Here is a 25130-nt window from a genome sequence, read left to right as displayed (position 1 = left end):
ACGTCAATAGACCCGCTATCGATCCGTCAGCGGTTTCGGTCGCCCGGTGTTAGCCGGCGGCTAGCGCGGCCGGCTGGCCAGACCGACGATGCGGGCGATCACGAGGCCGATGTAGAACACCCCGACCACCATCTCCACCATCGCCACCGAACGGGCGTGGCCGAGGCTCGGCACCAGGTCGGAGAGGCCGGTGTTGCTCATCGTGCTGAACGAGAGGAACAGCAGCTCGTACCAGTCCCGGTGCGTGCCGAACGAGCCCGGCCAGACCACCTGGACGCCCGAGTAGAGGTAGGCGAAGCCCCAGGCGACGACGGTGAAGGCCGCGCCGGTCGCCATGATCTCGTCGCTGGTCACCCGGTCGTCGTTGAAGAGGTAGCGGATGAGCGCGTAGGACACGAAGCCGTAGAACGGGACGTGGAAGACGGCCGAGGTCAGCACGACCCAGTCGGTCCCGGGGGAGAGCGCCTCGCCGACGGCGAAGACCATCGCGGGTGCGCCGAGCAGCAGGGCCACCCACGTGAGCGCCGGCGTGAGTCGTACGGCGGCCACGGCGCTGAGCACCACGATGAGCTGGATGACGCCGAGGAACGCCCGGCCCGTCGTCGAGCCGTCGAGGAACGGCCAGCTGAGGATGACGGCCAGCTGGCCTGCGAGCAGGATGCCGGACGGGTGGCTGCGCAGCACGCGTCCGGTCTCAGCGGCCCTCACGCGTCGTCCTCCGGCCGGTCGGGCCGGCGGAGCTCCCGAGCCCGCTTGCGCTCGAGCCGCGCGGTCTCCTTCGCCACGATCTCGTCGCGGTGCAGGACAGTGTTCACAGCGTTGATCCCCACCGCCAGCATGGGGAAGATCGGCCAGGGGAAGCCGTGGCTGGTGAAGAGCCAGATCGTCCACAGGATGACGCTGATGAAGGCGACGGCGCCGACGTCGTCGCGCAGCTTCTTGCGCCACGACTCCTCGGCGCGCGCTCGGATGTCGCCGTGGCTGAGCCGGGCCGGGGAGCTGACCGGCGTGCTCGGGACGAGGTCGGCGACCACCGGCGGCAGGTCGGCCAGGGTGACGGCGGAGAGCACGGCGGTCAGCCGCTCGTCGTACTCGTCGCGGGTGAGCCGGCCGTCGGCGTACGCGTCGGCGAGCAGCGTGCGGACCAGCTCCCGGTCGGCGTCGGACGCGCGCATCCCGGCGTTGCCCGGCACGCGCGGATCGAGCCGGAACCGCTCCCAGAAGTCCTCCACAGGCCAACCCTAAGAGAGCACCCCGATCCGGGGGTCCCGGGACGGATGCTTGCTGCGCGGCGGGACGAGGGTGAAGGATCGCGAAGGTGAGCGAGCCCGACCAGGTGATCGCCGACCTCCTCGTCGTCGGCGCGGGACCGACGGGCCTGTTCGCCGCCTACTACGCCGGCTTCCGCGGGATGACGGTGGTGGTCGCCGACTCGCTGCCCGAGCTGGGCGGCCAGATCACCGCGATGTACCCCGAGAAGCAGATCTTCGACGTCGCCGGGTTCCCGTCGGTCAAGGGGCGCGACCTGGTCGAGGCACTGGTCGCGCAGGCGGCGACCGCCGAGCCGACGTACCTCCTCGGCCGGACGGCGACGAGCCTCGAGCACGGTGCGGACTCCGTGACCGTCGGGTTCGACGACGGCACCGTCGTGGTCGCGAAGGCGGTCCTGGTCACCGCCGGGATCGGCAAGTTCACCCCGCGTCCGTTGCCGGCGGGCGACGGGTGGCTCGGGCGCGGGCTGGAGTTCTTCGTCCCGTCCTTCATGCCGTACGCCGGCAAGGACGTCGTCATCGTCGGAGGTGGCGACTCCGCCTTCGACTGGGCGCTTCACCTCGAGCCGGTCGCGTCGTCGGTCACGCTCGTGCACCGGCGCGACGCGTTCCGCGCCCACGAGCGGACGGTCGCCGCGGTCCGCGCGGCCGGCGTCGAGATCCTCACCCACGCCGAGGTCATCGCGCTCCGCGGCGAGCCGACGGTGGAGGAGGTCGACCTCTCCGTGTCGGGCGAGCCGGTCACCCGCAAGGCGCAGGCGGTCATCGCCGCCCTCGGGTTCGTCGCCGACCTCGGGCCGCTGCAGGAGTGGGGGATCGAGACGTCGAAGCGGCACGTCGTGGTCGACCAGACGATGCGGACCACCCTGCCGCGCGTCTTCGCCGCGGGCGACGTCACCGAGTACCCCGGCAAGGTGCGGCTGATCGCGGTCGGCTTCGGCGAGGCGGCCACGGCGGTCAACAACGCCGCCGCCGCGATCGACCCGGCAGCTCACGTCTTCCCCGGACACTCCAGCGAGGCGTGACGGCGCCGACGGCTAGGCTGAGGCGCGCTAGCTACCTGCTAGTGTAGAACCGGTTCTAGTTTCGGGCGTGAGAGGGTCGGGCCATGCGGATCGCGGTGCTGTCCTATCGCAGCAAGGCCCACGTCGGCGGCCAGGGCGTCTACGTCCGGCACCTGACCCGTGAGCTGGCCGCGTTGGGCCACACCGTCGAGGTCTTCTCGGGCCAGCCCTATCCGGAGCTCGACCCCGGCGTTCGGCTCACCAAGGTGCCCAGCCTCGACCTCTACCGCGAGCCCGACCCGTTCCGGGTGCCGAGGCTCAGCGAGTACCGCGACCGGGTGGACGTCGAGGAGTTCCTCACCATGTGCACCGGTGGCTTCCCGGAGCCCCGGACCTTCTCGCGGCGGGTCCTCCGCGTGCTCGGCGAGCGTGCCGGCGACTTCGACGTCGTCCACGACAACCAGACGCTCGGCAGTGCGCTGCTCGACGTCGAGTCGCTGGGCGTCCCGCTCGTCGCGACCATCCACCACCCGATCACCATGGACCGCCGCATCGAGCTCGCGGCGGCACCCACCTGGCGCAAGAAGTGGGGCGTCTGGCGCTGGTACGGCTTCCTCCGCATGCAGCAGCGGGTCGCTCGCCGGCTCCGGATGATCCTCACCCCGTCGGTCGCGTCCGCGCGCGACACGGTCCGCGAGTTCGGCCTCGACCCCGAGCGCGTACGCACGATCCTGCTGGGCGTCGACGAGCGGTTCGTGCCGCCGATCGCGCCACGGGTCCGCGGGCGGATCCTCGCGATGGCGAGCGCGGACGCGCCGCTGAAGGGCATCGCCACCCTGCTCGAGGCGTTCGCCAAGCTGCGCACCGAGCGCGACGTCCACCTCGTCCTCGTCTCCAGCCCCAAGCCCGGAGGCGTCACCGAGCGCCTCATCGACCAGCTCGGCATCGCCGAGCACGTGCGGTTCGTCAAGGGGCTCAGCGACGACGAGCTCGTCGCGCTGATGGGCTCGGCCGAGCTCGCCTGCGTGCCGTCCCTCTACGAGGGCTTCTCGCTGCCGACCGCCGAGCTCATGGCCTGTGCGACGCCGCTCGTCGTGACCCGCGCCGGCGCCATCCCGGAGGTCGTCGGCCCCGACGGGCTGGCCGCGGACGTCGTACGGCCCGGGGACGTCGCCCAGCTCACCGCAGCGCTCGAGAACCTGCTCGACGACCCGGACCGGCGGGCGCGGCTCGGTGCCGCGGGCCGGCGCCGGGTCGAGGAGCTGTTCAGCTGGAAGGCCGTGGCCGAGAAGACGGTCGCGGCGTACGAGGAAGCGATCGCCGGCTACCAGGCAGACCACCAGGAGGACACCCGTGCTGACCGTTGACTTCGACCGCCTGGGCGTGCGGCCCGGTGACAGGCTGCTCGACATGGGCGCCGGCGGTGGCCGGCACGCGTTCGAGGCCTACCGCCGGGGTGCCGACGTGATCGCCTTCGACCAGGACGCCGACGAGCTGGCCAAGGTCCGCGAGTGGTTCCAGGCCATGAAGGAGGCCGGCGAGGTCCCCGAGGGCGCGGAGGCCGACGTCAAGGAGGGCGACGCGCTCGCGCTGCCCTTCGCCGACGGCGAGTTCGACCGGATCATCGCCGCCGAGGTGCTCGAGCACATCCCGGCCGACATCCAGGCGATCCAGGAGCTCGTCCGCGTGCTGCGGCCGGGCGGGACGCTCGCCGTCAGCGTTCCGCGATGGTTCCCCGAGATCGTCAACTGGAAGCTGTCCGAGGACTACCACAACAACCCCGGCGGTCACATCCGGATCTACACGGAGGAGGAGCTGCGCGACAAGGTCACCAAGGCCGGCCTGGTGTTCGACGGTCGCGACCACGCGCACGGCCTCCACTCGCCGTACTGGTGGCTCAAGTGCGCCGTGGGCGTCCGCAACGACGACCACCCGCTCCCGAAGGCCTACCACAGGCTGCTCGTCTGGGAGATCACGAAGAACCCCAAGGCGCTGCAGTGGGCCGGCAAGGTGCTCGACCCGCTCATCGGCAAGAGCCTGGTCCTCTACTTCACGAAGCCGACCTCCCCGGTCGACGCGTGACGGCGACGGTCCCGTACGTCGACGGGGTGGTCTCGGCCGACCAGGTGCGGGCGACCGCCGCGTCGATCCGATCGATGCAGGAACCCTCCGGCGCCATCCCCTGGACGAACGGGCAACACGCCGACGCGTGGAACCACGTCGAGGCGGCGATGGGCCTGCTCGTCGGCGGCGAGGTCGAGGCGGCCGAGCGGGCCTACCGCTGGGCACCCACCCAGCAGGGGGCCGACGGATCCTGGCCCATGAAGATCGTCGACGGCCACGTGACCGACGCCCGCGGCGACAGCAACTTCTCCGCCTACCTCGCGGTCGGGCTCTGGCACCACTGGCTGGTCCGGCGCGACCTCGGCTTCGTGCGCGAGCTGTGGCCGTCGGTGCGCGCCGGGCTCGACTGGGTGGTGTCGCTCCAGGTGCCGTTCGGCGGGATCCTCTGGACGCCGTCGGAGGAGCTCTGCCTGCTCACGGGCGGGTCGTCGATCTACCAGTCGCTGCGCGCCGGCGTCGCGCTCGCCGACCTGCTCGGCGAGCCGCAGCCGGAGTGGGAGCTCACCGGCGGCCGGCTCGGACACGCGCTGCGGAACCACCGCGACCTGTTCGCTGACAAGTCGACCTTCTCGATGGACTGGTACTACCCGGTGCTGGGCGGCGCGGTCCGCGGCCAGGCGGCGTTCGAGCTGGTCGAGGAGCGCTGGGACCGTTACGTCGTTCCCGGGCTCGGCGTCCGCTGCGTCGACACCAACCCCTGGGTGACGGGCGCGGAGACCTGCGAGCTCGTGCTCGCGCTCGACGCCATCGGCGACCACGACCGCGCGCTCGTGCTGCTGGCCGACATGCAGCGGCTCCGCGCGGCCGACGGCGGCTACTGGACCGGCTGGGTCTACGACGACCCGGCCTATCCCAACGACAACCCGAACGTGTTCTGGCCCGAGGAGCAGACCACGTTCACGGCCGCCGCGGTCATCCTCGCCGTCGACGCGCTGGGGGAGCGGTACGGCGCCAGCACGCCGGGCTCCGGGATCATGCGCGGGACGTCGCTCGCGCCCGACTTCCCGGAGCTGGCGCTCGAGTGCGGCTGCCCGTCGGAGTCGGTCGCTCCGACCCACTGACGGGCCGCCGGACCGGTCGAGACGGTCGTCAGGCCATCTCGGGGACGTGCAGGTGTGCGTAGGCGAGGTCGAACTCGTGGACGTCGACGATCTCGCCACCCGAGTCGCTCGCCGCGCGTCTGCGCAGCTCGTCGGCCGACATACGGCTGGCCTGCATCGCAGCCCGCGTCTGCCAGACCGTGGTCGCGCAGCCCAGCCCGGCCGACCGGTCGACGAGGAGGCTGGCGCTGCAGAAGCCGGCGGTCTCCTCGAGGTCCGGAAGGATGGCCATGCGCATCGAGTCGGCGAGGGCGTCGACGTCACCCTGCACCCAGCTGACGCGGCAGGCCTCGCCGTGGTGGCCGCGGTGCATCATGGCGACCTCCCACTCGTCGACCTCCATGGTCCCGCCGAGGATGTCGCGTCCGCGATCGCGGATCGGGCGCAGCTGCGCGTCGCTGGCCCGCATGGCCTCCTCGGTCTCCCACGAGCTGGTGGCGATGCAGTGACCCGACTCGTGGTCGACCAGCATCGAGAGGCCACGACAGCCCTCGATCATGTCGAGCATCGGCCACACCTCGTCCTTGATGAACGTGATGCCCGCGTCGACGTTGCCGGGCCTGCCGTGGAACGTCGTGGAACGTGCGTACACGGCCCTCTCCTCTCCGGGACGGGGCAGTGCCCGACCGGCACCGCCGGTCTGTTCTGTCTACTCGCTCGCGGCGGCCGGCGCCATAGCTCGCTCCGCATCGATGCGGACAGGACCGAAGACGGACCCCGAGGGTCCGCCTTCGCACGTGGACTCAGCGGGCGGCGAGGCGCAGGAGGCCGACCAGGCCGTGCTCCTCGTCGTCAGGACCCGAGCTGAACCAGACCGCGTCCGTCCCGCCGGCCACGGGGTTGCCGACGACCAGCGCCCACAGCCCCTCGATGGTCAACGGCCGCCCCGAGGTGTTGCGCAGCGTCGCACGCAGCGAGCCCGTCCGAGGATCGAACGCGTGGATCCGACCGTCGCCGAAGTTGCCGACCAGCAGGTCGCCGCTCACGTGGCCGAAGCCCTGCGGAGCGATGGTCATGCCCCACGGCGAGTTCAGCACACCGCGGCTGGCGAAGCGTCGCAGGAACGCCCCACCGTCGCTGTAGACGTCGACGAACCCGTGCCCGGCTCCGGCGACGTCGTCCTCACCCTGGGCGTCCCGGAGAGCGTAGGTCACGAACACGCGGCCCCCGACCTCGGCGATGTTGAACGGGGCGTAGCCGCGCGGCAGCGACCGATCGCGGAACGCGCCGGGAGCGGTCCGCACGCCGTGGAAGCGCTCGTTGAACACGTCGATCCGGTTCCCGTGGAAGTCCGCGGCGAGGAGACGCGGCCCCCGGTGGGTGTGCACGAGCGCCAGGCTCTTGAAGACCGCCCCCGGGACGTGACCCACGGAGACGGCCGCGGTCCTGGGCGAGACCGCCGGGTTCCACGCTGACAGGTCGCCGTGCTCACCCGCGAAGATGAACAGCGCCGACTGCGTCGTGCCGGGGACCTGGAAGGCGGTGGTGTCGTTGAACACCTGCCCGGTCGGGGCGCCGCCGGGGACACTCACCACGAGTGGCACCTTGGACACCGGCGTGCTGCCCACGGCGCCGGTGTAGAGCGTCGAGACGTCTGCCCCGTTGTCCGAGACCCACACCGCCGAGTTCGGCCCGCGGGAGATGCCCCACGAGTTCACCAGGTCCGGGTCGGTGAGGGTGGCGACCCCCGGTTGGTCCGACACCAGGTTCTGCTGCTGGAACGTGTCGACTCTGAGCGAGCTGTGCGCTCCGGCCGGCCCGGCGAACATCCCGCCGAGGAGCACCGCGACCGCGGCCCCCATGAGGCTCTGCTTGACAACCATCTTTCGCCTCCTCTGTGTCAGGACCCGCGGGCGTGCGAGCCCATCTCCCTGTTACGAGGTGCTGCTCGAGCCAGTTCAGGACTCCGCGCGTTCTTCACCCACGGGTCCGCTGGCCGGCCGGGCATCGTCCACGCCGTTCCCGGATACCGGGCGATGTGCCGCAGCCTCGTCTGCACGGGCGTCGGCGACGATCGGGACCGTCAAGGAGCGGCGGGGCGATCGAGGCTCTCTCGACCAGGAACACCGCCATGACCAGCTACCCGTCCTCGGGTGACCACCCGTCCGTGCCTCACCTCGGCCGGCGCTCCCGGCCGCGCCCCTCGCTCGCGAAGCGCGTCGCCCGACGCAGGTCGCCGACCCACGCGCACCTGGCCGTGGCAGCCCGTCTCCGGCACCGGCTGGCGCGGCTCATCCTCTGACCGGCGAACCCCGCTCAGAGCGACGCTGCGCATCGTCGTCGACCGGTCAGATCACGACGTCGGCGTGGATCGGGCGGTGGTCGGAGCCGGGTTCGTTGCGGCGGGCGTCGGGGTCGTCGGCGATGGACGGTACGACGGCCGGGCCGGCGCCGACGGCCGCGACGTCGTAGACGAGCGAGGCCGACACGAGGATGTGGTCGATCAGCTCGCGGCGGCCGCGGTAGATCCGGGAGTAGCGCTCCTTCTCCGGGATGAGTGTCGCCAGGTTCCACAGGCGCTGGCCATCGCCGGCGTCCGGCTTCTTGAAGCCGGGGGTACCGATCTCCGAGCCCGGGGGGCCGAGCAGGACCTGGGTCGTGGCGGCCTGTACCTCGTCGTTGAGGTCACCGGCCACGACGACGCCCTGGGCGGCGGACGCCCCGGCCGTCGCGAGGAGGCCGGTCGCGTAGGCCCGTACGCCGGCCGCCTCCGCCGCCCGGCGGTCCAGGGCGTAGACCGCGTAGCGGGCCCGCTCGTCCTCGTCGGTCGTGGAGAAGCGCCCGTCGGGCAGCGAGAGGAGCTTGGACTTCAGGTGGGCCGAGATGAGGTGGACGTCGGTCCCTCGCATCGTGACGGTCGCCTTGAGCGCCGGCCGGCCCAGCGACGTGATGGTCGTGCCGGTGTCGTCGACCTGCACGGGCCGGAGTCCCGTCGGGAACGCGGTCACCTGCTCGACGTCGTGCAGCGGCAGCCGGGAGATGATGCCGCACCGGATGCTGCGCTCGTCGGGGTCGGCCAGCTCCGTGTGCCAGGTGCCTCCGATCGCGGTGGCGAGGTCGTCGAGGGCGGCCGGCGAGCCGACTTCCTGCACGGCCAGGACGTCCGGCGCCAGCGTGCCGATGGTGGCGGCGAGCGCGGCGATCTTGCCCTCGTAGGCAGCCTGCCCGGTCGGTGCACCGGTGCCTGCATTGGGCGTGAACAGGTTCTCCAGGTTCCACGTTGCGATCCGCATGCCCGACACCCTCCGCCGCTCCCTGGCCCCCACCCTCGCACAACGGGGCGGCGACATCGGCGCTCCGAGTCCCGCGCCGCACCAGACCCGACGGACGAGGTGCCACGATGAAGCCGTGATGCTCCCTGACGTCCGCCCCGCCGCGAGGACCGAGCCGTGACCGCCCTGAACCGCTACCCGGAGCTGGGGGTGCCGGACCGTGCGGCCCTGGACGCCCTGCTCGACTCGCAGCGGGCGGGCGTGCTGTCGTGCTCCGTCGAGGGCGAGCCGCTCGCCGTCCCGATGCTCTATGCCCGCGACGGCGACCGGGTGCTGCTGCACGGTTCCACCGGGGCCGGTGCGCTCCGGCATGTCGCCGCCGGTGCCTCAGCAGTCCTGACCGTGTTCGTGCTCGACGCGCTCGTGGTCGCGCCGACGACGTTCGAGTCCTCGGTCAACTACCGCTCCGCCACGATCCGTGGTCGGCTGACCCCGGTCGACGACCACGGCGCGGCGCTGGACCGCTTCAGCGACGTCGTGGTTCCGGGGCGGACCGGCGAGGTGCGGCCCCCTAACCGCAGGGAGCTCGCGGCCACCCTGGTGCTGTCGATCCCGATCGCCGAGGACAACTGGCTGCTCAAGGTCGCCGACGAGTGGCCCGCCACGCCCGAGGCGGCCGGTGCCGACCCGAGCGTCTGGAGCGGTCTCGTGCCCATCCGGTCGGTCCTCGACGAGCCGGTCCCGGCACCGTGGGCGAGCGACCTCCCGGTCCCGGCGTCCGTACGCCGACTGGTCGACGGGTGAGCCCGCCGGGTCACGGACCGACGTCGCGCGCCCACTCCGGGTGCGCGGCGACGAGCGCCCGATAGGCGGCCTCGACCTCGTCGGGTACGTCGACGTGGGCGACGAAGCCGCGTCCACGCGGCCCGTAGCCGTCCCGGTCGTCACGGAGCCGCGGCACCTCGCCCATCACCAGCCCGCGCCATCGGGGCCACGGCCATGCCCTCCGGCTGTCGGGCCCGGGACGGTTGACCGGGACCGCCCCGCCGAGCGACCACGCCCGGCGGAAGCGGGCATCCATCCGGCGCTGCATGGTGGGGTCCTGGACCAGCGCCACCGTGCGGGGGCGGAGGCCGTGCCGGCGCGCCACGTCCTCCGCCAGGGAGACGTTGTTGCCGCAGTTCGTGGACGCGGTCTCCAGGAGCACGTCCTCGATGCCGTGGACCTCGCGCATCCACCGCGCCATCAGGTCGGCCTCGGTCAGCTGCCCGGCGGCCCGGCCGTCCAGGCCCATCGCGGCCATCAGGGCGTCGGTCGTGTGGCCGCGGCCGCCGACCAGCATCAGCGCGCCGACCTCACCGCCCGTCACGGCCGCCGCCGCGACCTCCCACGTCGGGGGCAGCGACCCGCCGAACAGGAGCATGAGGTCGACGTGCTCGGGCCGAGGATCCTCGAGGGCGAGCCACGCGGCGATCGTGTCCAGCCGGGCCAGGTCGGTCACAGCCACCGACGGACCCGCCGCCGGTAGTCGTCGTACGACGCCCCGAACCGCTCGTGGAGGAAGCGCTCCTCGGGACGGATCGCACCCCAGTGGACGAGCAGCACCGCGGCCGGGAAGAGCACCAGCCCCCAGAACGTGGGTGCGAGCAGCGTCAGCCCGAGGTAGAGCACGAGCATGCCGACGTAGAGCGGGTTCCGGGAGAGCCGGTAGGGCCCCTCCTCGATCATCGCGTGCGTCTCCTGTCCGGGCAGGAGGCCGGTCTCGTGGCGAGCGAAGAGCCACAGGGACCAGCCGTTCCACACGGCGAACACCAGGACCAGCGTCCAGCCGAGCGGGACCCGCCACCCGCCGAGGTCGATCGGGTCGCCCCAGATCCGCGTGGCCAGGAATCCCACGAGCAGGGGAGCGCCGACCGCGACCGGCGGCCAGAGCCGGAAGGCGACGGTCTGCTGGGAGCCGTGCGTCACCCGCACATTGTGGCGGCTGAGGCGCTCAGACGCGCTGGAGCACACGCATGGACCCGAGCGCGTCGACCTGCGCGAAGTCCCCGCTCGCGAGGGCGGGCAGGTAGATCTGCTCGTAGGGCGGCCGGCCGCCGTCGGCGGGGTCGGGGAAGACGTCGTGGATCACCAGCAGACCACCGGGCATCACGTGCGGCGCCCAGCCCGCATAGTCGTCGCGCGCGGGCTGCTCGCCGTGGCCACCGTCGATGAACAACAGCGACAGCGGCGTCCGCCACCACCTGCTGACGGTGGTGCTGCGCCCGACGACGGCGATCACCTGGTCCTCCAGACCGGCGCGCTGGAGCGTGCGCCGGAAGACGGGGAGCGTGTCTATCAGCCCGGTCTCAGGGTCCACCAGGGAGTCGTCGTGGTGCTCCCAGCCGACCTGGTTCTCCTCGCTGCCGCGGTGGTGGTCGACCGTGAACACGGTCCCGCCCGTCTCGCGCGCGGCCGCCCCGAGGTAGACGGCCGACTTGCCGCAGTAGGTGCCGACCTCGAGCGCCGGGCCGTCCGGCAGGCGTCGGACGGCGTACCGGAACAGGAGCTCGCCCTCGGCGGGCGGCATGAAGCCCTTCGCGGCCAGGGCGAGCTCGAGCAGGTCGGCGGGCATCTGCGTCACGACAGGAGACCCTAGGGTGTCTGCCATGCAGGGGGAGCCGGGACACAGCGTGCTGGTGGTGCCGGTGCCCGCGCTGGAGCCGTTCGTGGTCGAGCGGACGCGGCACTACGACGCGTCGTTCCTCTCCACGGACCCGTCGTTCGTGCACGCCCACATCACGCTGCTGGCGCCGTGGCTCCCCGACCCGTCGGCCGCCGACCTGGAGCGGGTGGGCAAGCTGGCCACGGCAGCCGAGCCGTTCGACTTCCTCCTGTCGGAGCTGCGGGTCTTTCCGGGCGGCACGATCCACCTCGACCCGGTGCCGGCGGCGCCGTTCGAGTCCCTGACGGCCGAGCTGGTCGCGGCGTTCCCGCAGTGCCCGCCGTACGACGGCCTGTTCGACGTCGTCCCGCACCTCACCGTCGACCACCTGCTCGGCGGCGTCACCGTCGAGCAGACGCGGACGGCACTGGGGTCCCTGGTCCCGGCGCGCTGCCGCGCCGACCGGATCAGCCTGCAGTGGTATGCCAACCACGGGTGCCGCACGATCGCGGAGTGGGAGCTGGGTCGATGAAGGTCCTGGTCACCGGGGGAGTGCGCTCGGGCAAGTCGCGGCACGCCGAGGGACTGCTGCCCGTGGGCGTACCGGTCGCCTACGTCGCCCCCGGTCCCGTGCCCGACGCCGAGGACGCCGACTGGGCAGCGCGGGTCGCGGCGCACCAGGCCGCCCGACCGGCGCACTGGGTGACCCACGAGACGCGTGACGTGGCCGGCGTCCTGGCCGGTGTTTCGGAACCCGTCCTGGTCGACTGCCTCGGGACCTGGCTGACCGGCGTGATCGACGAGCGCGAGCTGTGGGAGGAGCGCTCCGACGAGGTCGCGCGTGTCGTGGACGGGCTGCTCGACGAGCTCGTCACGGCGCTCGCGGCGACCGGCTCCGATGTCGTGCTCGTGACCAACGAGGTCGGCCTCGGCGTCGTGCCCGCGCACCGCTCCGGCCGGCTCTTCCGCGACCTGCTCGGGACCGTCAACCAGCGGGTCGCCGGCGTCTGCGACGAGGTTCACCTGGTGGTCGCCGGCCGGGTCCTTCGTCTCTGATACCCAGGACCTTGGTCCTGGGTCCTTCCGTTCGGCGGCGACCCGCGGCCCGACCACCTAGGGTTCGCGCCATGCGCATGCCATCGCGCGCCCTCGGGGCGCGCCTCCTCGGAGTCTTCTCAGTCCTTCTCGCCGTGGTCCTCGCGACCGGTCAGGGCGCCTACGCGGCGTCGAAGACCGTTCGCGACGCGACCGGCGACACCTACTCGATCGCCGGTGACACGCCGGTTCGCAAGGCCTCCGCCATCGGCGACATCGTGTCCGTCAGGACCGCCCACCGGGCCAAGAAGGTCATCGTGGTCATCCGCACGCGCGGCCTGGCCGCCGTGAACGCAGGCTTCGTGCAGATCAAGACGTCCAACCCGGGTCGTCAGTACTTCGTGAGCGCGTTCGCCGCCCCAGGTATGAAGTCGGTCAGCCTGACCAAGGGCATGAACAGCACCAACGACCTCACGTGCCGCGGCCTCCGCGCGGCCTTCCAGATCGCCAGCAACACCATCACCGTCCAGGTCCCGCGGACCTGCCTCCACAGTCCCCGCTGGGTCCGCACCGGCGTCCTGCTGACGTCGACGAGCGCCACGGAGACGGACGACGGCTACGTGGACGTCGCCGGTCTCGATGTCGTCAGCGACAACCTGTGGAACGACGACTCCGCAAGTCTCCCGCTCGGTCCGAAGGTGCGGCGCGGCTGATGGCGGCCCGTCGTACGCTCGCCCGCTCCCTCGCCGCGCTGGCCGTCGGCGCCTCGTTGGTCCTCGCGACCGGTCAGGGTGCCTACGCGGCGTCGAAGACCGTTCGCGACGCGACCGGCGACGTCTACTCGCTGACCGGCGACTCGCCGACCAAGGTCTCCGGGCCGGACGGCGACATCACCTCGGTCACCACCATGCACGGCCGGCGGAAGGTCCGGATCAAGGTCCGCGCCCGCCACCTGTCGCTCGACGAGACGCTGCTGTTCGCGAAGATCCGGACCGGGCCGACCGGGCCGGCGTACTTCTTCAGCGGCACCGCCGACATCGGCGTGCGGATCGCGCTGATCGCCAAGGGCCAGACCCACCTGCTCGTGTGCCCCGGCATCCGGATGGCGTTCCACGCGTCGCAGGGCTACGTGATGGCGGTCATCCCGCGCACCTGCCTGGGCAGCCCGCGCTGGATCCGGGTCGGCGCCGCGCTCGCGACCACCGACTCGATGGTCGCGACGCTCGCGGACGAGAACTACGACCCGTTCGCCGACGACTCGGAGGCGACCGGCACCGTCGACATCGGCGGTGTGGGGACCCTCACGCCCGCCCAGATGAGCTCGCCGACGATCCCGCTTCCGCTCGGTCCGAAGGTCCGCGTCGGCTGACGTACCCGATATTCGGTACGTCCAGGGCCCAGGGCGGCCGATCCGGCGATCAGGGCGCCGGCGGCTGGCAGGCTCGTGGCTGGAGTGTCGGTGGCCCGAGACCGTCCGCGCTCCAGCCCCGTGCCGGGTCCCCATCATTCAGCGCGGGGCGACCGCCCCGGCTCTTTCGGGGGAAGGGACCGGGGCGGTCAAACGGCCGTCGGCACACGACGAGAAAACCCCCGCTGAGTCCTGCGTCATCGCAGGTCAGCGGGGGTTCTTCCGGTGGGTGATACTGGGTTCGAACCAGTGACCTCTTCGGTGTGAACGAAGCGCGCTACCACTGCGCCAATCACCCATCGCTCCGGTCGCGGCTGTGACCGGTGATGCGGTCGGTAACACTAGCGCATGGGTCCCGGCGACTCACATTCGGAGCCGCCCCGTGACGTGGCGGACACCACGTCGACGAGATGTCGGGACTTACGTCACGGATCCTTTTCGCCTCCGTCTCGTTGGTACAGGGACGCACCGACGAAGGGGGAGACCAGTCATGACTCGGCCGATGGAACCGATCCGGACGACGAGCGAGGGTGTCAGCCAGGACATCCTGCTCGCGTGTGTCGACCCGTGGGGTCGGCTGATCGACGTGCCGACGACGCTGGCCTACCGCACCGACGACCCGTACGCCGTCGCGCTCGTGTTCCACTCGGGCGGCGGCGAGGTCGAGTGGGTGGTCTCGCGCACCCTGCTGCTGCAGGGCCTTGCGACGCCATGCGGTGATGGCGACGTGAAGGTCTTCCCGAGCGTCGACGACGACGGGCGGGCCGTGGCGATCCTCGACTTCTCCTCGCCGGACGGTCGCCTGGTCGCGGAGACGGAGTCGGTCGCGCTGCAGACCTTCCTCGGGCACACCTTCGAGCTCGTCCCGGTCGGGGCGGAGAGCAAGCACCTCGACATGGACAGCCTGATCGCCGCCCTCCTGGGCGACGAACTCGAGGATCAGTGACCCAGGAGCTCGGACTCCCTGCTCCGCCAGACCTCGAGCACCTCGCGCGTCACCGGGCCGTGGGGGAGGACCCGATCGTTCCACCGGACGACGGCCTGCGCGTCGCGGGTCGTCGACGCGAGGAAGATCTCGCTCGCCTGCTCGAGGACCTCGATCGGCTCGTCGACCTCCCGGCCGCCGTACCACTCGAGGATGAGGCCGCGCGTCACGCCGGCCAGGCAGCCGCTGGCCAGTGACGAGGTGCGCAGCTCGCCAGCGACGACGTAGAAGACGTTGGTGCCGGTGCCCTCGCACAGGTGGCCCTGGGTGTTGGCGAAGACGGCCTCGGTCGCGCCGCGACGCTTCGCCTCGGCGAGCGCGATCACGTTCTCGGCGTACGACGTCGTCTTGAGGCCGGCCAGGGCGCCACGCTCGTTGCGCGGCCACGGCACGGTGACGACCGAGGTCGTCTCCGGGAACGGCTGGAGCACGTCGGCCGTCACGACGATCGTCGGGGCGGAGTCGCCTCGCCCGGAGCCCATCGGCGCCGGGCCTCCGGTGACCGTGATCCGGATCCGGCCGAGCGGCAGGTGGTCGGCGAGCACCGCCTTGACGCCTTGGCGCAGTGCCGCGTCGTCGAGCGGTCCCAGGCCGAGGCCGGTCGCCGACCGGTGCAACCGCTCCAGGTGGCGGTCGAGCGCGAACGGCAGGCCGTCGACCACCTTGAGCGCTTCGAAGACACCGTCTCCGACCGTCACGCCGTGGTCGTCGACCCGCAGGGCCGGGATGGTGGGGTCTTCCAGCAGATGTCCGTCGAGCCAGGCGCGCATGTCGCTCACTGTAGTGGCGCCGGACCGGTGCCCACGGCTGTGACAGGAGGGGTTCCTGAGCGCGATCTGCGCCCGCGTCGACCCCGATTTGGCGGCCTGTGGGCGATCCGCTACTGTTCTCGACGTCGCCAGGACAGCCCGCAAGGGCCGAACGGCAACAAGCGGACGTAGCTCAGTTGGTAGAGCGCAACCTTGCCAAGGTTGAGGTCGCGAGTTCGAGCCTCGTCGTCCGCTCTGAGGTGCACAGCCTCCGCGGTGGGTTGGCCGAGAGGCGAGGCAACGGACTGCAAATCCGTGTACACGGGTTCAAATCCCGTACCCACCTCCAACCCCAGCAACAACAACTCAAGACTTGGGCGATTGGCGCAGCGGTAGCGCGCTTCCTTGACACGGAAGAGGTCACTGGTTCAAACCCAGTATCGCCCACCACCTGAGAGAGCGTCTGCATCGCGGAAACGCGAGGCAGGCGCTCTTTCTTTTTTCCGTGTCACCGAGCACGGAGCCCGGTGTGTTGCGGCTCTCAGTCGTGCCCGCGTCACGCCACGTGTCTCGCACGTCTCATCGTGCCGGGGCGTGTGACGCGTGTGCGCGAACCGGGAGCCCGGCGCGCCCTGTCGCCTCGGGTGTCAGACGTGTGCCGATGATGGGTGGTTGTTCTGGTGTTGAACCGCAAGCGTGCCGTGGGACTGGTGGCGGCCTCGATCTGCGTGGCGTTGTCGTGGCAGTACACGACGTCGGCCTCCGCCGACAGCGCGGTGCCGCAGGCCCCGGCGGTGGCGCCGGTCGCGCCCGTCGCGGCGGCTCCCTCGGCCCTCACGCGCAGCATCCCGCTGCTGAGCGCGCCCGCCCCTACGGTGCGCTCGTTCGCGACACCGGCGCCGGCTCCGGCGAGCACGCCCGTGAGCAGGCCCGCGCCGGCCCCGCGGGCGCCGGTCCTGTCGCGGAGCATGCCGAGGAGGCCGACGGTCAGCCGGCCCCAGAAGCCGGCGCCTCGTCCATCGGGCCAGGCTCGCAGTCCGCGGCAGCGGTCCGGATTCGGTGTCTGGGGTGTCGACGTGTCCAAGTGGCAGCACCCGCACCCGCGCCAGACGCTCAAGTGGGCAGCGCTCTCGCACGCCGCGCCGGGATTCGCCTTCACCTTCGTCAAGGCCTCCGCCGGCGGCAAGCGTCCCGGCGAGGCGAACCCGTGGTATGGCCGTGACGAGGCGGCGGCGAAGGCGGCGGGCGCCTTCGTGGGCTCCTACCACTACGCGATGCCCGGGGGCCCGGTCGCCGCGGACGCTCTCTGGGAGGCCCGCAAGGCCGTGCGTGCCGCGGGGACCCCGCGTGCGGGCGACCTGCCGCTGGCTCTGGACTTCGAGGCCAACCCGAACCACCTGAACCGCCGCCAGATGGCGCGGTGGGCGCTCACGTGGCTGCGCGCGGTGGAGCGGATGACCGGGCACACGCCGGTCCTCTACACCTACGCCACCTTCTTCGCCGAGAACGTCGGTCCCAACCCGGCGTTCAGGCACTACCCGCTCTGGATCGCCCACTACGGGTCCGCGGTGACGGCTCCGCGGATCCCGCGGCCGTGGTCGAGGTGGACCTTCTGGCAGCACTCCTCGCAGGGCAAGCTGCCGGGCACGTCGACCGACGTCGACCTGAACGTCTTCTCGGGCTCCGAGAAGCAGCTGGCGGTGCTGGCCGGCCGCTAGCTCGGGGCCGCCATCCCCGACCGCCCGTGGTGGGCGGGCCGGTGCCGGGAGAGGTCCGGCTCCGGCTTCGGGGCATCGGCGATCCTGATGTGCGCCGCATCGGTCCACGCCTGGTGCACGTAGACCTTCTCGCCGTGGGCCGGCGCGCCGCCGGCCCACGCGCTGATCACCCAGCCCTCCCACGCGGGCCGGCCGTCGCGCTCGACGTGGCGCCAGGCGAGCAGGATCCCCGGGTTCGGGTTCACCCACGAGCCGGTGACGTCGGTCCAGACGAGCGTCGGGAGCGGGATCGGCACGTGACCAACGATAGAACACGTGTTCGATCAATGGTCGGGACGGGGTCTGCCGAAGTCGTACGGGAGTTGTCGCCCCGATCGGGCACCGGGTCTCTCGCACGCAACCCGAGAGGAGACCACCATGGCCTACAAGGTCGGCTACTTCGTCGGAAGCCTGTCCTCGACGTCGATCAACCGCACGCTGAGCCGCGCCCTCATCCGGCTCGCACCCCGAGACCTGGAGTTCACCGAGATCCCCATCGGCGACCTCGCGCTCTACAGCCCCGACTTCGACACCGACTACCCGCCGGAGGCTCGGGCGCTCAAGGACGCGATCGCCGCGTCGGACGCCGTGATGTTCGTCAGCCCGGAGTACAACCGCTCCATCCCGGGCGCCCTGAAGAACGCGATCGACTGGGCCTCGCGCCCCTGGGGGCAGAACTCCTTCCACCACCTGCCCGCGGCCGTCATCGGAGCGTCCATCGGCCAGATCGGAACCGCGGTCGGGCAGCAGAGCCTGCGCGCGGTCCTGAGCTTCTGCAACGCCCGCCAGATGACGGCGCCGGAGGCCTACATCCACCTCACGCCCGGGCTGATCAACGACGACGGCGAGGTCACCGACGAGTCGACCGCCGCGTTCCTCGCCGACTTCATGGGGGAGTTCCGCACCCACATCGAGCGCGTCCTCACTGTGATCCCGCGGCCATGACCGGCCTGTCCTGGTGTTGATGAGGGGCGGCGCACTGACCGATGGCTTCATGTGCCCTTCATCCGGTCGCACCTAGCGTCGCCACGTGAACGACGTCGCGCTCGGTGTCGCCGCCTGCTCCGCGGCGGGCTTCGCCGTGTCGAGCTCGTTGCAGCACCACGCGAACGCCGACCTGCCCGACGACGTCGGTACGGCGGCCGCCGTCCGTGCGCTTCTCCGCCGGCGTCGCTGGGTGGTCGGTCAGGGCCTCGCCCTCGCGGCGTTCCTGCTCCACGCGGTGGCCCTGCGCCTCGGCGTCCTCGTCCTGGTCCAGCCCGTCGTGGTCTCCGGCATCGTGGTCGCCGTCCCGATCCGTGCCGCGCTGGGCCGCCGGCTCCCCGGCCGCGGCGAGGTGGGCACGGTGGCCGTGACGGCGACCGGACTCGCGATCTTCCTGATCGCGGCCGATCCCCGCTCGTCGCAGCCCCCCTCGTCGGGCGTCGCCGCCGTGGTGACGATGGTCGGCGGCGCGCTGGCCGTCGCGATCGCGTGGTGGGCAGGTCGGCGACGCGGTGTTCCGAAGGCGACGGGGTACGGGGTGGCCTGCGGCATCTTGTTCGGCCTGACGGCCGGACTCGTCAAGCTCGCGGCGGCGAGAGGTGCCGCGGGTCACGGGGTCGCCGAGCACCTCTGGGCGCTCACGACCGCGTGGCCCGCCTGGGCGCTCGTGCTCACGGGGCTCTCCGGCATGGCGTTGAACCAGCGGGCCTACCGGGCCGCCCCGCTCTCGGCGTCGATGCCGCTCCTCAACGTGGTCGACGTCCTGGTCGCCATCGCCTTCGGGGTCGCGGTCTTCGGGGAGCTGCCGGCCCACGGCTGGGCAGCGATCGCGGGCCAGCTGCTGGCGCTCACCCTCATGGGCTGGGGGCTGCGTCGGCTCGCCCGTGCTGAGGACGCTGACGAGATCGGCGACGCCGCTCGTCGTGGGCGCGCCTCGGCTACGGAACGACGAGGAACCACTCCGTCCCCAGTACGCGTCGGGCCAACGGACGGGGAAGCGTGAGGAGCAAGCGCACCGTGCGCACCCCGCCGCCGGCCTGGGTCGCGTGCGCGGCGAGCGCGGCCCGCTTGGCGTCGAGCTGGCCGGTGACGTCGACCGCCAGCGAGACGTCGGCACGCGCGGTGTAGACGTCGCGGCCCGGCAGCGTGAGGCCGGGCAGCAGCCGCGCGAAGGGTCGCAGCACCCGCACGACCCGGAGCAGCCACGTCCGGTCGATCGTCGCCTCGAGGAGCGCCGGCCGTCGGCGGGCCAGCTGCTGGGCCGTGCGAGCGACGCGGTGGACCCGGACGTGGTCCGGATGTCCGTAGCCGCCGTGCGGGTCGTAGCCGGTGAGGACGTCGGCGTCCTCCTCGTCGAGGATCGCGGCCACGGCACGGGCGGCCTCGGCGACGTCGGCGTCCACCAGCCGGCCCGGGCCCGAGGTGGGTGAGTCGGCCATGCCCGAGTCGGCGTACCCGAGCCAGACCACCCGAGCCGCGCCGAGGGCTCGCCCGGAGGCGTGCGCCTCGGCGCGGCGTACGACCCCAAGGGAAGCGGGGCCGTGGGCGGGGGCGGTGAGGCCGGCGTCGCCGTCGGTGGCGAACACCAGCACGACGCGGTCGCCGGCGGCGGCGCGCTGGGCGAGCCAGCCGCCGGTCAGCAGGGCCTCGTCGTCGGGGTGGGCGTGCAGGGAGACGATCGTCGACATCGGTGTCTCACGCTCGGGCGGCCAGCCGGCCCGGGACGACGGTCGGCTCGGGGGCGCGTGCGGCGCGCTCCGCCGCCTCCTGGTAGAGCGCCTCGGTGCGCTCGAGGACGTCGCTCCAGTCGAAGCGCGGGGCGACGCGTCGGTTGTGCGCCGTCATCCGGGCGCGCAGGTCGGCGTCTCGGACCAGGTCGGCGAGGGCGACGGCCATCTCGGCGTCGTCGGCGACCAGTACGCCGTCCACCCGGTCGCGGACGAACTCGCCGACGCCGCTGCGCCTGTTGGCGACGACCGGGAGCCCCGCACAGCGTGCCTCCAGCGCGGCGATGCCGAACGACTCCTTCGGCGCGGGCGCGACGTAGAGCGAGGCCGCCCGCAGCTGGTCGAGGACCTCGGCACGGGGGATGCGACCGGTGATGCGGACCTGCCGGCCGAGGTCGTGCCGGCGGACGTACCGCTCCATCCGCGGCCGGAGCGGGCCGTCTCCGACGATGACGAGGCGGACGTCGTCATCGGGCGCCAGCCGGCGCACCCGACGGAACAGGGCGAGGAGCTGGAGCGGGCGCTTGCGTCGCATCAGCCGCATGACGCTCACGACGGTGACCGGGCCGTCCGACGGCTCGCGGTCCGGCGGCCGGGCGCCCCAGGCGGCCACGTCGATCGCGTTCGGCAGCACGGCCACATCGACGGTGCCCAGGGACCGCCGGAAGCTCTCGGCAGCGGCGTCGCTGACCGCCGACCACGCCACCGGCCAGCGCCGCACTCCCGCGAGGGCGGCGAGCCTGAGGATGCCGCCGGCCCCCAGCCACATCGAATGGACGGTCAGGAGGGTCGGGATGCCCGCCGACATGGCGGCGCGAGCCACCCCGACGGCGTACGGCGAGAACATCGAGACGTGGACGTGCACGACGTCGTAGTCGGTGACGGCCCGGCGCGCGGCGGCGACCGACAGGCGGCGCACCCACGGCGGGTCGGCCTCGCCGGCCGCCGTCGGCGTGAGCACGTCCACCTCCAGACCCTGGGCGCGCTGGTGTCGCGCCAGGTCGTCGACGTGCGTCTCGATGCCCCCCAGGCGCGGGAGGAAGACGTCGGTGACGTGGACGACGCGGCGCCTGCCTCCAGGATCCCGGGCGTACGCCGCGGGGCGGTGCGCGGTCAGCCGCTGGCCCAGCAGCCAGAGACCGAGCGCGCCCCCACCGACGGGGATCTCGACGGCGAAGACGAAGGCGCGGTAGAGCACCGCGGCGGCGGTCACGCCGGCCGGGTCCCCGCCGAGGGCCAGCAGCACCGCGACCAGGCCCAGGTCGGCGATGCCGACGCCGCCAGGAGTGATCGGGACGACCGTCAGCATGCGTTCGACCGCGAACCCGGCCAGCACCTCGGCCCAGGTGGTGCCGGCGCCGGTCAGGTGGAGGCAGAAGCCGAGGAGGAGGCCCTGCAGCGCGACGTAGCCGATGATCCCGGCCGACATCCGCAGCCAGCCGCGCCCGACCAGCCCGACGCACTCGTTGCGGATGTCGAGGAGGGCGGCGGACAGGTCGAGCTCGGGGTGCTTCCCGAGGAGACGCAACGCGGGGCGCGCGACCCACTCGCCGGCACGGCCGAGTGCGACGGCGCCCCGCAGGCTGGCCAGCAGCGTCGCCGCGACGGCGACCAGGCCGGCGAAGGTGACGCCCGCGAGCAGTGACGCGGTGCGCAGCTGCGGTGTGACCGCCTCGCCCGCGCGCTCGAGGGCGATCACGCCCACGACGGGCAGGAGGAGCTTGGCGCCCACGTCCCACAGGTTCGTGAGGAACGTGTAGCCGGTGAACGCCCGCGCGTCGATGCCCCAGGCCCGCATCATCCGGCGGTTGAGCTCGACGCCGGCGGCACCGCCGAGGGGGACCACGTTGGAGATCGCGCTACCGGTGACGTTGAGGGTGAGGGCGCGGCGGTGCGTGAGGCTCGGCGCCGCCGCCGTGAGGACGAACGAGTGGACGAACAGCCCGACCAGCCACAGCGCCGTCAGGGCGAGCGCCGCCGGCCAGTGGATGCCGCGCAGCACCGGCATCACGCCGTGCCAGGAGAGGTCGACCGCACGCGGGAGACCGACGCCGACGAGTGCGAGCGCGACGAGCCACGACGCGACGAACCGGAGCCGGGCCCAGGCGTGCGACCGTCTCATGCGGTCGCTTCCCTCGGGACCGGCCGCTGCCCGCGCAGCTCGGCGAGCCGCCAGCGGAGGACGAGGACGGCCGCCTCGCGGGCGACCTCGGGGCTCATCTTCGATGCGCCGGCCGTCCGCTCGACGAACGTGATGGGGTGCTCGCAGACGCGCAGCCCGAGCCGCTCGGCGCGCCAGGTGTTCTCGACCTGGAAGCCATAGCCGTTGGACGTCGTGTCCAGTACCCCGGCGGCGACCAGCGCCGAGGTCCGCCACGCCCGGAAGCCGGACGTCGCGTCGCGCGTGTGCAGGCCGAGCACGCCGCGTGCGTAGGAGTTGGCGGCCCAGGAGAGCAGCCGGCGCTGCGCCGGCCAGTTCTCCGTCGCGCCACCAGCGACGTAGCGAGAGCCCACCACGATGTCGTGGCGTTCCAGCAGGGCGATCATCGCGGGGATCTCGGCGGCGGGGTGCGAGCCGTCGGCGTCCATCTGGACCACGGCGTCGTAGCCGTCGGCCACCCCGGCCGCGAAGCCGGCCCGGTAGGCGGCCCCGAGCCCGTCCTTGGAGATACGGGGGAGCAGGTGCAGCCACTCGCCGAACGCGCGATGACGCCGTACCAGGTCGCCGGTGCCGTCCGGGCTGTTGTCGTCGACGACGAGGACGTCGACGGTCGCGTCCGTCATGGTCCGCCGGACGGCGCCGACCGTGTTGATCAGCGTCTTGACGGTGGCGGCCTCGTTGAAGGTGGGGACGACGATGACGCAGCGCATGGCTGGACCGTAGGCAGCGCCGAATGAAGCGACCATGAAGGTTCGCTGGTGGAGGTTCGCGCTTTGATCGGCTCGGCTTCGAGGCTCGTCGCCAGCGCTCCTCGCACCTCGACCAGCGCCGACGCACCTCGACCGGTCAGGGTGCGCCCAGGGTGACCTTCGCGGTGTGCTCGCTCCCGCCGCGTCGGTAGGTGAGCGTCACGGTGTCGCCCGGCTCGTGCCGCAGGCTCACGAGGACGAGCTGCTCGGTGCTCACCGCCGGGGCGCCGTTGATCTGGGTGATGACGTCGCCGACGGCGAGGCCGGCGCTCGCGGCCGGCCCGCCGGGGAGGAGGTCGGTGACGGCGAGGCCCTCCGGTCGGCCGCCCTCCGTGCTGGTCACCGGGTGCGCGGCCAGCCCGATGACCGGGTGGTCGGCGCGGCCGGTGGAGATGAGCTGTCGGGCGATCGGTCCCGCGATCGTCATCGGGATGGCGAAGCCGAGGCCGACGCTGCCGCCACCGGCGGTGCCCTCGGCGTTCGGGACCGTGCTGATCGCCGAGTTGACGCCGACCTGCTGGCCGGCGCAGTCGACGAGCGGACCGCCGCTGTTGCCGGGGTTGATCGAGGCGTCGGTCTGGATGGCGTCCAGGAGGTGGGCGGTGCGGCCGGTGCCCGACGGCACCGGGACGTAGCGGCCGAGCGCGCTCACGATCCCGCTCGTCACGGTGTTGGACAGACCCAGCGGCGCGCCCAGGGCGATGACGGGCTGGCCGACGTCGAGCGCGTCGGAGTTGCCGGTGCTCAGGACCGGCCGGCCCTTGGCGCCGTCGGCGGCCTTGACCACGGCCAGGTCGGTGGCGACGTCGACGCCCACGATGGTCGCGGGCGAGGTGGAGCCGTCGTCGTAGCGCACGATCATCGTCGCCTGCCCGCCGACCGCGTCGGAGACCACGTGCTCGTTGGTGAGGACGTAGCCGCCCGAGCGGTAGACGGCCCCGGTGCCGTTGCCGCCCGCGCCGTCCGGCCTGGTCACCTCGACGGTGACGACCGACGGGAGCACGTCGGAGGCCACCGACACCGTGGAGCACGTCCCCGGGTCGTCGTGGACCGCCAGCACGGTGGCGGCCCCGATGCCGCCGCCCAGGAGCGCGGCCACCACCAGGGCGACGAGCCAGGGCCAGGTGCCCGAGATCTTCACGGTCACATGGTGCCTTGCCCCGGCTGCCGGGGATAGGGCCCCGCGGTGTAGGCAGCCCGCAGGTCGTCGTTGTCGACGATGGTCCGACCGAGGGGCAGCAGCGACACCGGGATCATCTTGAAGTTCGCGATCCCGAGCGGGATCCCGATGATCGTCACGCACAGCGCGACTCCGCTCAGCGCATGAGCGATGGCCAGCCAGAGGCCGGCCAGGACGAACCAGAGCACGTTGCCGATCGCCGACGCGACGCCCGCGCTCTCGGTCCGGATGATCGTGCGCCCGAACGGCCAGAGCGCGTAGTTGGCGATCCGGAAGGCAGCGATCCCGAAGGGGATCCCGATGATCGTGAGGCACAGCAGGACACCGGCGATCACGTAGCCGATGCTCAACCAGATCCCGGAGAGCACCAGCCACAACACGTTCAGCACGAACCGCATGGCAGCAGCGTCCCACGGGCCCCGCCGCCGCTGCGAGGGCATGCGGCAGGGTTCACGGTTCCGGTACGGTAGAACGTGTTCTGGTTGCGGAGAAGAGTGGAGATCGATGAGTGCGCGAGGACGACAGGGCGTCCGGCTGACCGACGAGGAGACGGAGGAGCTCCTCCGCAACCGCAGGAAGGTACAGGTGGCGACCGTGGGACCGGGCGGCGAGCCGCACCTGACCACCTTGTTCTACGTCCTGGACAAGGGCCGCATCGCGTTCTGGACCTACGGCTCGTCGCAGAAGATCGTCAACCTGCGGCGCGATCCACGGATCAGTTGCCTGGTCGAAGACGGTGACGACTACTTCGAGCTGCGCGGCGTCAGCATCCGTGGCCGAGCCGTCCTCGTCGAGGACTACGACGACGTACGCGCTCTCGGTGCCCAGGTCCTCGCGGTGATGGCCGGCGGCGTCGACACCGGCGAGCTCGGCGAGGAGATCGTCGCCCAGCAGGCGCGCAAGCGGGTCGGTGTGATCGTCGAGCCCGAGCACGTCGCGAGCTGGGACCACCGCAAGATGTCCGCGCCGCCGGGCCGAGGAGCATGAGGCGGCATCGCGATGAGCGGTGAGCGGTGAGCGGTGGGCGCTACGCACTCCTC

30 protein-coding genes and 4 tRNA genes are annotated in these 25130 nt (G+C 72.2%); 18 read left to right on the top strand and 16 right to left on the bottom strand.

Annotated elements, in window-relative coordinates; genetic code table 11:
* Nucleotides 1-60 precede the first annotated feature (60 nt).
* Both QDS12_RS20390 and QDS12_RS20385 read right to left on the bottom strand, forming a co-directional pair.
* A complete protein-coding gene (locus tag QDS12_RS20390) occupies nucleotides 61-708 on the bottom strand; it encodes an ion channel (protein WP_279882586.1) in 648 nt (215 codons plus the stop codon).
* Nucleotides 705-1232, bottom strand: coding sequence for a DUF1707 domain-containing protein (locus QDS12_RS20385; protein ID WP_279882585.1), 528 nt, complete (start codon nucleotides 1230-1232; stop codon nucleotides 705-707). The genes QDS12_RS20390 and QDS12_RS20385 overlap by 4 nt, the downstream gene beginning before the upstream one ends.
* Nucleotides 1233-1318: 86 nt before the next feature.
* On the opposite strand from QDS12_RS20385, the gene QDS12_RS20380 reads away from it, so the two are divergent.
* From QDS12_RS20380 to QDS12_RS20365, 4 genes are all read left to right on the top strand, one after another.
* Complete coding sequence (locus QDS12_RS20380) at nucleotides 1319-2296, top strand: NAD(P)/FAD-dependent oxidoreductase (protein ID WP_279882583.1); 978 nt, start codon at nucleotides 1319-1321, stop codon at nucleotides 2294-2296.
* A gap of 83 nt (nucleotides 2297-2379) precedes the next feature.
* On the top strand, nucleotides 2380-3642 hold the full coding sequence (locus QDS12_RS20375) for a glycosyltransferase family 4 protein (RefSeq protein ID WP_279882581.1): 1263 nt from the start codon (nucleotides 2380-2382) through the stop codon (nucleotides 3640-3642).
* Nucleotides 3629-4357, top strand: a complete 729-nt coding sequence (locus QDS12_RS20370; RefSeq protein WP_279882579.1) for a class I SAM-dependent methyltransferase — start codon at nucleotides 3629-3631, stop codon at nucleotides 4355-4357. The genes QDS12_RS20375 and QDS12_RS20370 overlap by 14 nt, the downstream gene beginning before the upstream one ends.
* On the top strand, nucleotides 4354-5460 hold the full coding sequence (locus QDS12_RS20365; RefSeq protein WP_279882577.1) for a prenyltransferase: 1107 nt from the start codon (nucleotides 4354-4356) through the stop codon (nucleotides 5458-5460). The genes QDS12_RS20370 and QDS12_RS20365 overlap by 4 nt, the downstream gene beginning before the upstream one ends.
* A 28-nt stretch (nucleotides 5461-5488) precedes the next feature.
* Here the strand turns inward: QDS12_RS20365 and QDS12_RS20360 are convergent, their stop codons facing one another.
* A complete protein-coding gene (locus QDS12_RS20360; RefSeq protein WP_279882575.1) occupies nucleotides 5489-6091 on the bottom strand; it encodes a hypothetical protein in 603 nt (200 codons plus the stop codon).
* Nucleotides 6092-6242: 151 nt separating this feature from the next.
* The gene (locus QDS12_RS20355; RefSeq protein ID WP_279882572.1) at nucleotides 6243-7322 is read right to left on the bottom strand and encodes a TIGR03118 family protein; all 1080 of its coding nucleotides are present in this window, start codon (nucleotides 7320-7322) and stop codon (nucleotides 6243-6245) included.
* A 248-nt stretch (nucleotides 7323-7570) separates the two neighbouring features.
* On the opposite strand from QDS12_RS20355, the gene QDS12_RS20350 reads away from it, so the two are divergent.
* The gene (locus QDS12_RS20350) at nucleotides 7571-7741 is read left to right on the top strand and encodes a hypothetical protein (protein ID WP_279882571.1); all 171 of its coding nucleotides are present in this window, start codon (nucleotides 7571-7573) and stop codon (nucleotides 7739-7741) included.
* Nucleotides 7742-7787: 46 nt separating this feature from the next.
* On the opposite strand, the gene QDS12_RS20345 is transcribed toward QDS12_RS20350, so the two are convergent.
* Nucleotides 7788-8732: an endonuclease/exonuclease/phosphatase family protein gene (locus tag QDS12_RS20345; protein ID WP_279882569.1), complete on the bottom strand. Its 945-nt coding sequence runs from the start codon at nucleotides 8730-8732 to the stop codon at nucleotides 7788-7790.
* A gap of 156 nt (nucleotides 8733-8888) precedes the next feature.
* On the opposite strand from QDS12_RS20345, the gene QDS12_RS20340 reads away from it, so the two are divergent.
* Nucleotides 8889-9515 (top strand): pyridoxamine 5'-phosphate oxidase family protein, encoded by a 627-nt coding sequence (locus QDS12_RS20340; RefSeq protein ID WP_279882568.1) that lies wholly within the window; start codon nucleotides 8889-8891, stop codon nucleotides 9513-9515.
* A gap of 10 nt (nucleotides 9516-9525) precedes the next feature.
* Here QDS12_RS20340 and QDS12_RS20335 read toward each other — a convergent pair whose 3' ends face one another.
* Genes QDS12_RS20335 through QDS12_RS20325 form a run of 3 tightly spaced genes read right to left on the bottom strand, consistent with a single transcriptional unit; the run spans nucleotide 9526 to nucleotide 11325 of the window.
* The gene (locus QDS12_RS20335) at nucleotides 9526-10218 is read right to left on the bottom strand and encodes a YdcF family protein (protein ID WP_279882566.1); all 693 of its coding nucleotides are present in this window, start codon (nucleotides 10216-10218) and stop codon (nucleotides 9526-9528) included.
* On the bottom strand, nucleotides 10209-10679 hold the full coding sequence (locus QDS12_RS20330; RefSeq protein ID WP_279882564.1) for an isoprenylcysteine carboxylmethyltransferase family protein: 471 nt from the start codon (nucleotides 10677-10679) through the stop codon (nucleotides 10209-10211). The genes QDS12_RS20335 and QDS12_RS20330 overlap by 10 nt, the downstream gene beginning before the upstream one ends.
* 25 nt (nucleotides 10680-10704) lie before the next feature.
* Entirely contained in the window at nucleotides 10705-11325 is a 621-nt protein-coding gene (locus QDS12_RS20325) for a class I SAM-dependent methyltransferase (RefSeq protein ID WP_279883492.1), read from the bottom strand.
* A gap of 34 nt (nucleotides 11326-11359) precedes the next feature.
* Here QDS12_RS20325 and QDS12_RS20320 point away from each other — a divergent pair, with 34 nt between their 5' ends.
* The 4 genes from QDS12_RS20320 to QDS12_RS20305 all read left to right on the top strand — a co-directional run bounded on the left by QDS12_RS20320 (nucleotide 11360) and on the right by QDS12_RS20305 (nucleotide 13759).
* Nucleotides 11360-11887 (top strand): 2'-5' RNA ligase family protein, encoded by a 528-nt coding sequence (locus QDS12_RS20320; protein ID WP_279882562.1) that lies wholly within the window; start codon nucleotides 11360-11362, stop codon nucleotides 11885-11887.
* Nucleotides 11884-12411: a bifunctional adenosylcobinamide kinase/adenosylcobinamide-phosphate guanylyltransferase gene (locus QDS12_RS20315; protein WP_279882560.1), complete on the top strand. Its 528-nt coding sequence runs from the start codon at nucleotides 11884-11886 to the stop codon at nucleotides 12409-12411. Before QDS12_RS20320 ends, QDS12_RS20315 begins: the two co-directional genes overlap by 4 nt.
* Nucleotides 12412-12482: 71 nt before the next feature.
* The gene (locus QDS12_RS20310) at nucleotides 12483-13103 is read left to right on the top strand and encodes a hypothetical protein (protein WP_279882559.1); all 621 of its coding nucleotides are present in this window, start codon (nucleotides 12483-12485) and stop codon (nucleotides 13101-13103) included.
* On the top strand, nucleotides 13103-13759 hold the full coding sequence (locus tag QDS12_RS20305; protein ID WP_279882557.1) for a hypothetical protein: 657 nt from the start codon (nucleotides 13103-13105) through the stop codon (nucleotides 13757-13759). The genes QDS12_RS20310 and QDS12_RS20305 overlap by 1 nt, the downstream gene beginning before the upstream one ends.
* A 265-nt stretch (nucleotides 13760-14024) precedes the next feature.
* Here the strand turns inward: QDS12_RS20305 and QDS12_RS20300 are convergent.
* Nucleotides 14025-14096: transfer RNA gene (locus QDS12_RS20300), tRNA-Val, on the bottom strand.
* A gap of 204 nt (nucleotides 14097-14300) precedes the next feature.
* Here QDS12_RS20300 and QDS12_RS20295 point away from each other — a divergent pair.
* Nucleotides 14301-14744 (top strand): SsgA family sporulation/cell division regulator, encoded by a 444-nt coding sequence (locus tag QDS12_RS20295; protein ID WP_279882555.1) that lies wholly within the window; start codon nucleotides 14301-14303, stop codon nucleotides 14742-14744.
* Here QDS12_RS20295 and QDS12_RS20290 read toward each other — a convergent pair.
* Nucleotides 14738-15553 carry an aminotransferase class IV gene (locus QDS12_RS20290; protein WP_279882553.1) on the bottom strand — a complete coding sequence of 272 codons (816 nt, stop codon included), beginning with the start codon at nucleotides 15551-15553 and terminating at the stop codon, nucleotides 14738-14740. The genes QDS12_RS20295 and QDS12_RS20290 overlap by 7 nt on opposite strands.
* A 161-nt stretch (nucleotides 15554-15714) precedes the next feature.
* On the opposite strand from QDS12_RS20290, the gene QDS12_RS20285 reads away from it, so the two are divergent.
* From QDS12_RS20285 to QDS12_RS20270, 4 genes are all read left to right on the top strand, one after another.
* Nucleotides 15715-15787 (top strand) — tRNA-Gly (locus tag QDS12_RS20285).
* Between the two features lie 20 nt (nucleotides 15788-15807).
* Nucleotides 15808-15881: transfer RNA gene (locus tag QDS12_RS20280), tRNA-Cys, on the top strand.
* Nucleotides 15882-15907: 26 nt separating this feature from the next.
* Nucleotides 15908-15982: transfer RNA gene (locus QDS12_RS20275), tRNA-Val, on the top strand.
* A gap of 626 nt (nucleotides 15983-16608) precedes the next feature.
* Nucleotides 16609-17250 (top strand): glycoside hydrolase family 25 protein, encoded by a 642-nt coding sequence (locus tag QDS12_RS20270; RefSeq protein WP_279882551.1) that lies wholly within the window; start codon nucleotides 16609-16611, stop codon nucleotides 17248-17250.
* Here QDS12_RS20270 and QDS12_RS20265 read toward each other — a convergent pair.
* A complete protein-coding gene (locus QDS12_RS20265; RefSeq protein ID WP_279882549.1) occupies nucleotides 17247-17546 on the bottom strand; it encodes a hypothetical protein in 300 nt (99 codons plus the stop codon). The genes QDS12_RS20270 and QDS12_RS20265 overlap by 4 nt on opposite strands.
* 121 nt (nucleotides 17547-17667) lie before the next feature.
* On the opposite strand from QDS12_RS20265, the gene QDS12_RS20260 reads away from it, so the two are divergent.
* Nucleotides 17668-18234 carry an NAD(P)H-dependent oxidoreductase gene (locus QDS12_RS20260; protein WP_279882547.1) on the top strand — a complete coding sequence of 189 codons (567 nt, stop codon included), beginning with the start codon at nucleotides 17668-17670 and terminating at the stop codon, nucleotides 18232-18234.
* Nucleotides 18235-18319: 85 nt separating this feature from the next.
* A complete protein-coding gene (locus QDS12_RS20255; protein ID WP_279882545.1) occupies nucleotides 18320-19276 on the top strand; it encodes a DMT family transporter in 957 nt (318 codons plus the stop codon).
* Here the strand turns inward: QDS12_RS20255 and QDS12_RS20250 are convergent.
* From QDS12_RS20250 to QDS12_RS20230, 5 genes are all read right to left on the bottom strand, one after another.
* Complete coding sequence (locus QDS12_RS20250) at nucleotides 19212-19961, bottom strand: PIG-L family deacetylase (protein WP_279882543.1); 750 nt, start codon at nucleotides 19959-19961, stop codon at nucleotides 19212-19214. The two genes, QDS12_RS20255 and QDS12_RS20250, sit on opposite strands and share 65 nt — an antisense overlap.
* A 7-nt stretch (nucleotides 19962-19968) precedes the next feature.
* Nucleotides 19969-22122 carry a glycosyltransferase gene (locus QDS12_RS20245; protein ID WP_279882541.1) on the bottom strand — a complete coding sequence of 718 codons (2154 nt, stop codon included), beginning with the start codon at nucleotides 22120-22122 and terminating at the stop codon, nucleotides 19969-19971.
* Nucleotides 22119-22871 (bottom strand): polyprenol monophosphomannose synthase, encoded by a 753-nt coding sequence (locus tag QDS12_RS20240; protein ID WP_279882540.1) that lies wholly within the window; start codon nucleotides 22869-22871, stop codon nucleotides 22119-22121. Before QDS12_RS20240 ends, QDS12_RS20245 begins: the two co-directional genes overlap by 4 nt.
* 136 nt (nucleotides 22872-23007) lie before the next feature.
* Complete coding sequence (locus tag QDS12_RS20235; RefSeq protein ID WP_279882538.1) at nucleotides 23008-24051, bottom strand: trypsin-like peptidase domain-containing protein; 1044 nt, start codon at nucleotides 24049-24051, stop codon at nucleotides 23008-23010.
* A 2-nt stretch (nucleotides 24052-24053) separates the two neighbouring features.
* Nucleotides 24054-24488 carry a YccF domain-containing protein gene (locus QDS12_RS20230; RefSeq protein WP_279882536.1) on the bottom strand — a complete coding sequence of 145 codons (435 nt, stop codon included), beginning with the start codon at nucleotides 24486-24488 and terminating at the stop codon, nucleotides 24054-24056.
* A gap of 106 nt (nucleotides 24489-24594) precedes the next feature.
* Between QDS12_RS20230 and QDS12_RS20225 the strand changes: the two genes are divergently transcribed.
* Nucleotides 24595-25077 carry a pyridoxamine 5'-phosphate oxidase family protein gene (locus tag QDS12_RS20225; protein ID WP_279882534.1) on the top strand — a complete coding sequence of 161 codons (483 nt, stop codon included), beginning with the start codon at nucleotides 24595-24597 and terminating at the stop codon, nucleotides 25075-25077.
* Nucleotides 25078-25130: the final 53 nt, after the last annotated feature.

Origin of the sequence: Nocardioides sp. CER19 (genome assembly GCF_029846275.1) — a bacterium.
GTDB lineage: Bacteria > Actinomycetota > Actinomycetes > Propionibacteriales > Nocardioidaceae > Nocardioides.
The sequence above is the reverse complement of the archived record's forward strand: the minus strand, read 5'-3'. Positions and strand labels throughout refer to the sequence as shown.

Excerpts from the sequence above, each read along its gene's own strand:
- QDS12_RS20375 (WP_279882581.1), top strand. The coding sequence starts at position 2,380 with ATGCGGATCGCGGTGCTGTCCTATCGCAGCAAGGCCCACGTCGGCGGC.
- QDS12_RS20355 (WP_279882572.1), bottom strand. The coding sequence starts at position 7,322 with ATGGTTGTCAAGCAGAGCCTCATGGGGGCCGCGGTCGCGGTGCTCCTC.
- QDS12_RS20350 (WP_279882571.1), top strand. The coding sequence starts at position 7,571 with ATGACCAGCTACCCGTCCTCGGGTGACCACCCGTCCGTGCCTCACCTC.
- QDS12_RS20345 (WP_279882569.1), bottom strand. The coding sequence starts at position 8,732 with ATGCGGATCGCAACGTGGAACCTGGAGAACCTGTTCACGCCCAATGCA.
- QDS12_RS20325 (WP_279883492.1), bottom strand. The coding sequence starts at position 11,325 with ATGCCCGCCGACCTGCTCGAGCTCGCCCTGGCCGCGAAGGGCTTCATG.
- QDS12_RS20320 (WP_279882562.1), top strand. The coding sequence starts at position 11,360 with ATGCAGGGGGAGCCGGGACACAGCGTGCTGGTGGTGCCGGTGCCCGCG.
- QDS12_RS20315 (WP_279882560.1), top strand. The coding sequence starts at position 11,884 with ATGAAGGTCCTGGTCACCGGGGGAGTGCGCTCGGGCAAGTCGCGGCAC.
- QDS12_RS20310 (WP_279882559.1), top strand. The coding sequence starts at position 12,483 with ATGCGCATGCCATCGCGCGCCCTCGGGGCGCGCCTCCTCGGAGTCTTC.
- QDS12_RS20305 (WP_279882557.1), top strand. The coding sequence starts at position 13,103 with ATGGCGGCCCGTCGTACGCTCGCCCGCTCCCTCGCCGCGCTGGCCGTC.
- QDS12_RS20295 (WP_279882555.1), top strand. The coding sequence starts at position 14,301 with ATGGAACCGATCCGGACGACGAGCGAGGGTGTCAGCCAGGACATCCTG.
- QDS12_RS20290 (WP_279882553.1), bottom strand. The coding sequence starts at position 15,553 with ATGCGCGCCTGGCTCGACGGACATCTGCTGGAAGACCCCACCATCCCG.
- QDS12_RS20260 (WP_279882547.1), top strand. The coding sequence starts at position 17,668 with ATGGCCTACAAGGTCGGCTACTTCGTCGGAAGCCTGTCCTCGACGTCG.
- QDS12_RS20250 (WP_279882543.1), bottom strand. The coding sequence starts at position 19,961 with ATGTCGACGATCGTCTCCCTGCACGCCCACCCCGACGACGAGGCCCTG.
- QDS12_RS20245 (WP_279882541.1), bottom strand. The coding sequence starts at position 22,122 with ATGAGACGGTCGCACGCCTGGGCCCGGCTCCGGTTCGTCGCGTCGTGG.
- QDS12_RS20240 (WP_279882540.1), bottom strand. The coding sequence starts at position 22,871 with ATGCGCTGCGTCATCGTCGTCCCCACCTTCAACGAGGCCGCCACCGTC.
- QDS12_RS20230 (WP_279882536.1), bottom strand. The coding sequence starts at position 24,488 with ATGCGGTTCGTGCTGAACGTGTTGTGGCTGGTGCTCTCCGGGATCTGG.
- QDS12_RS20225 (WP_279882534.1), top strand. The coding sequence starts at position 24,595 with ATGAGTGCGCGAGGACGACAGGGCGTCCGGCTGACCGACGAGGAGACG.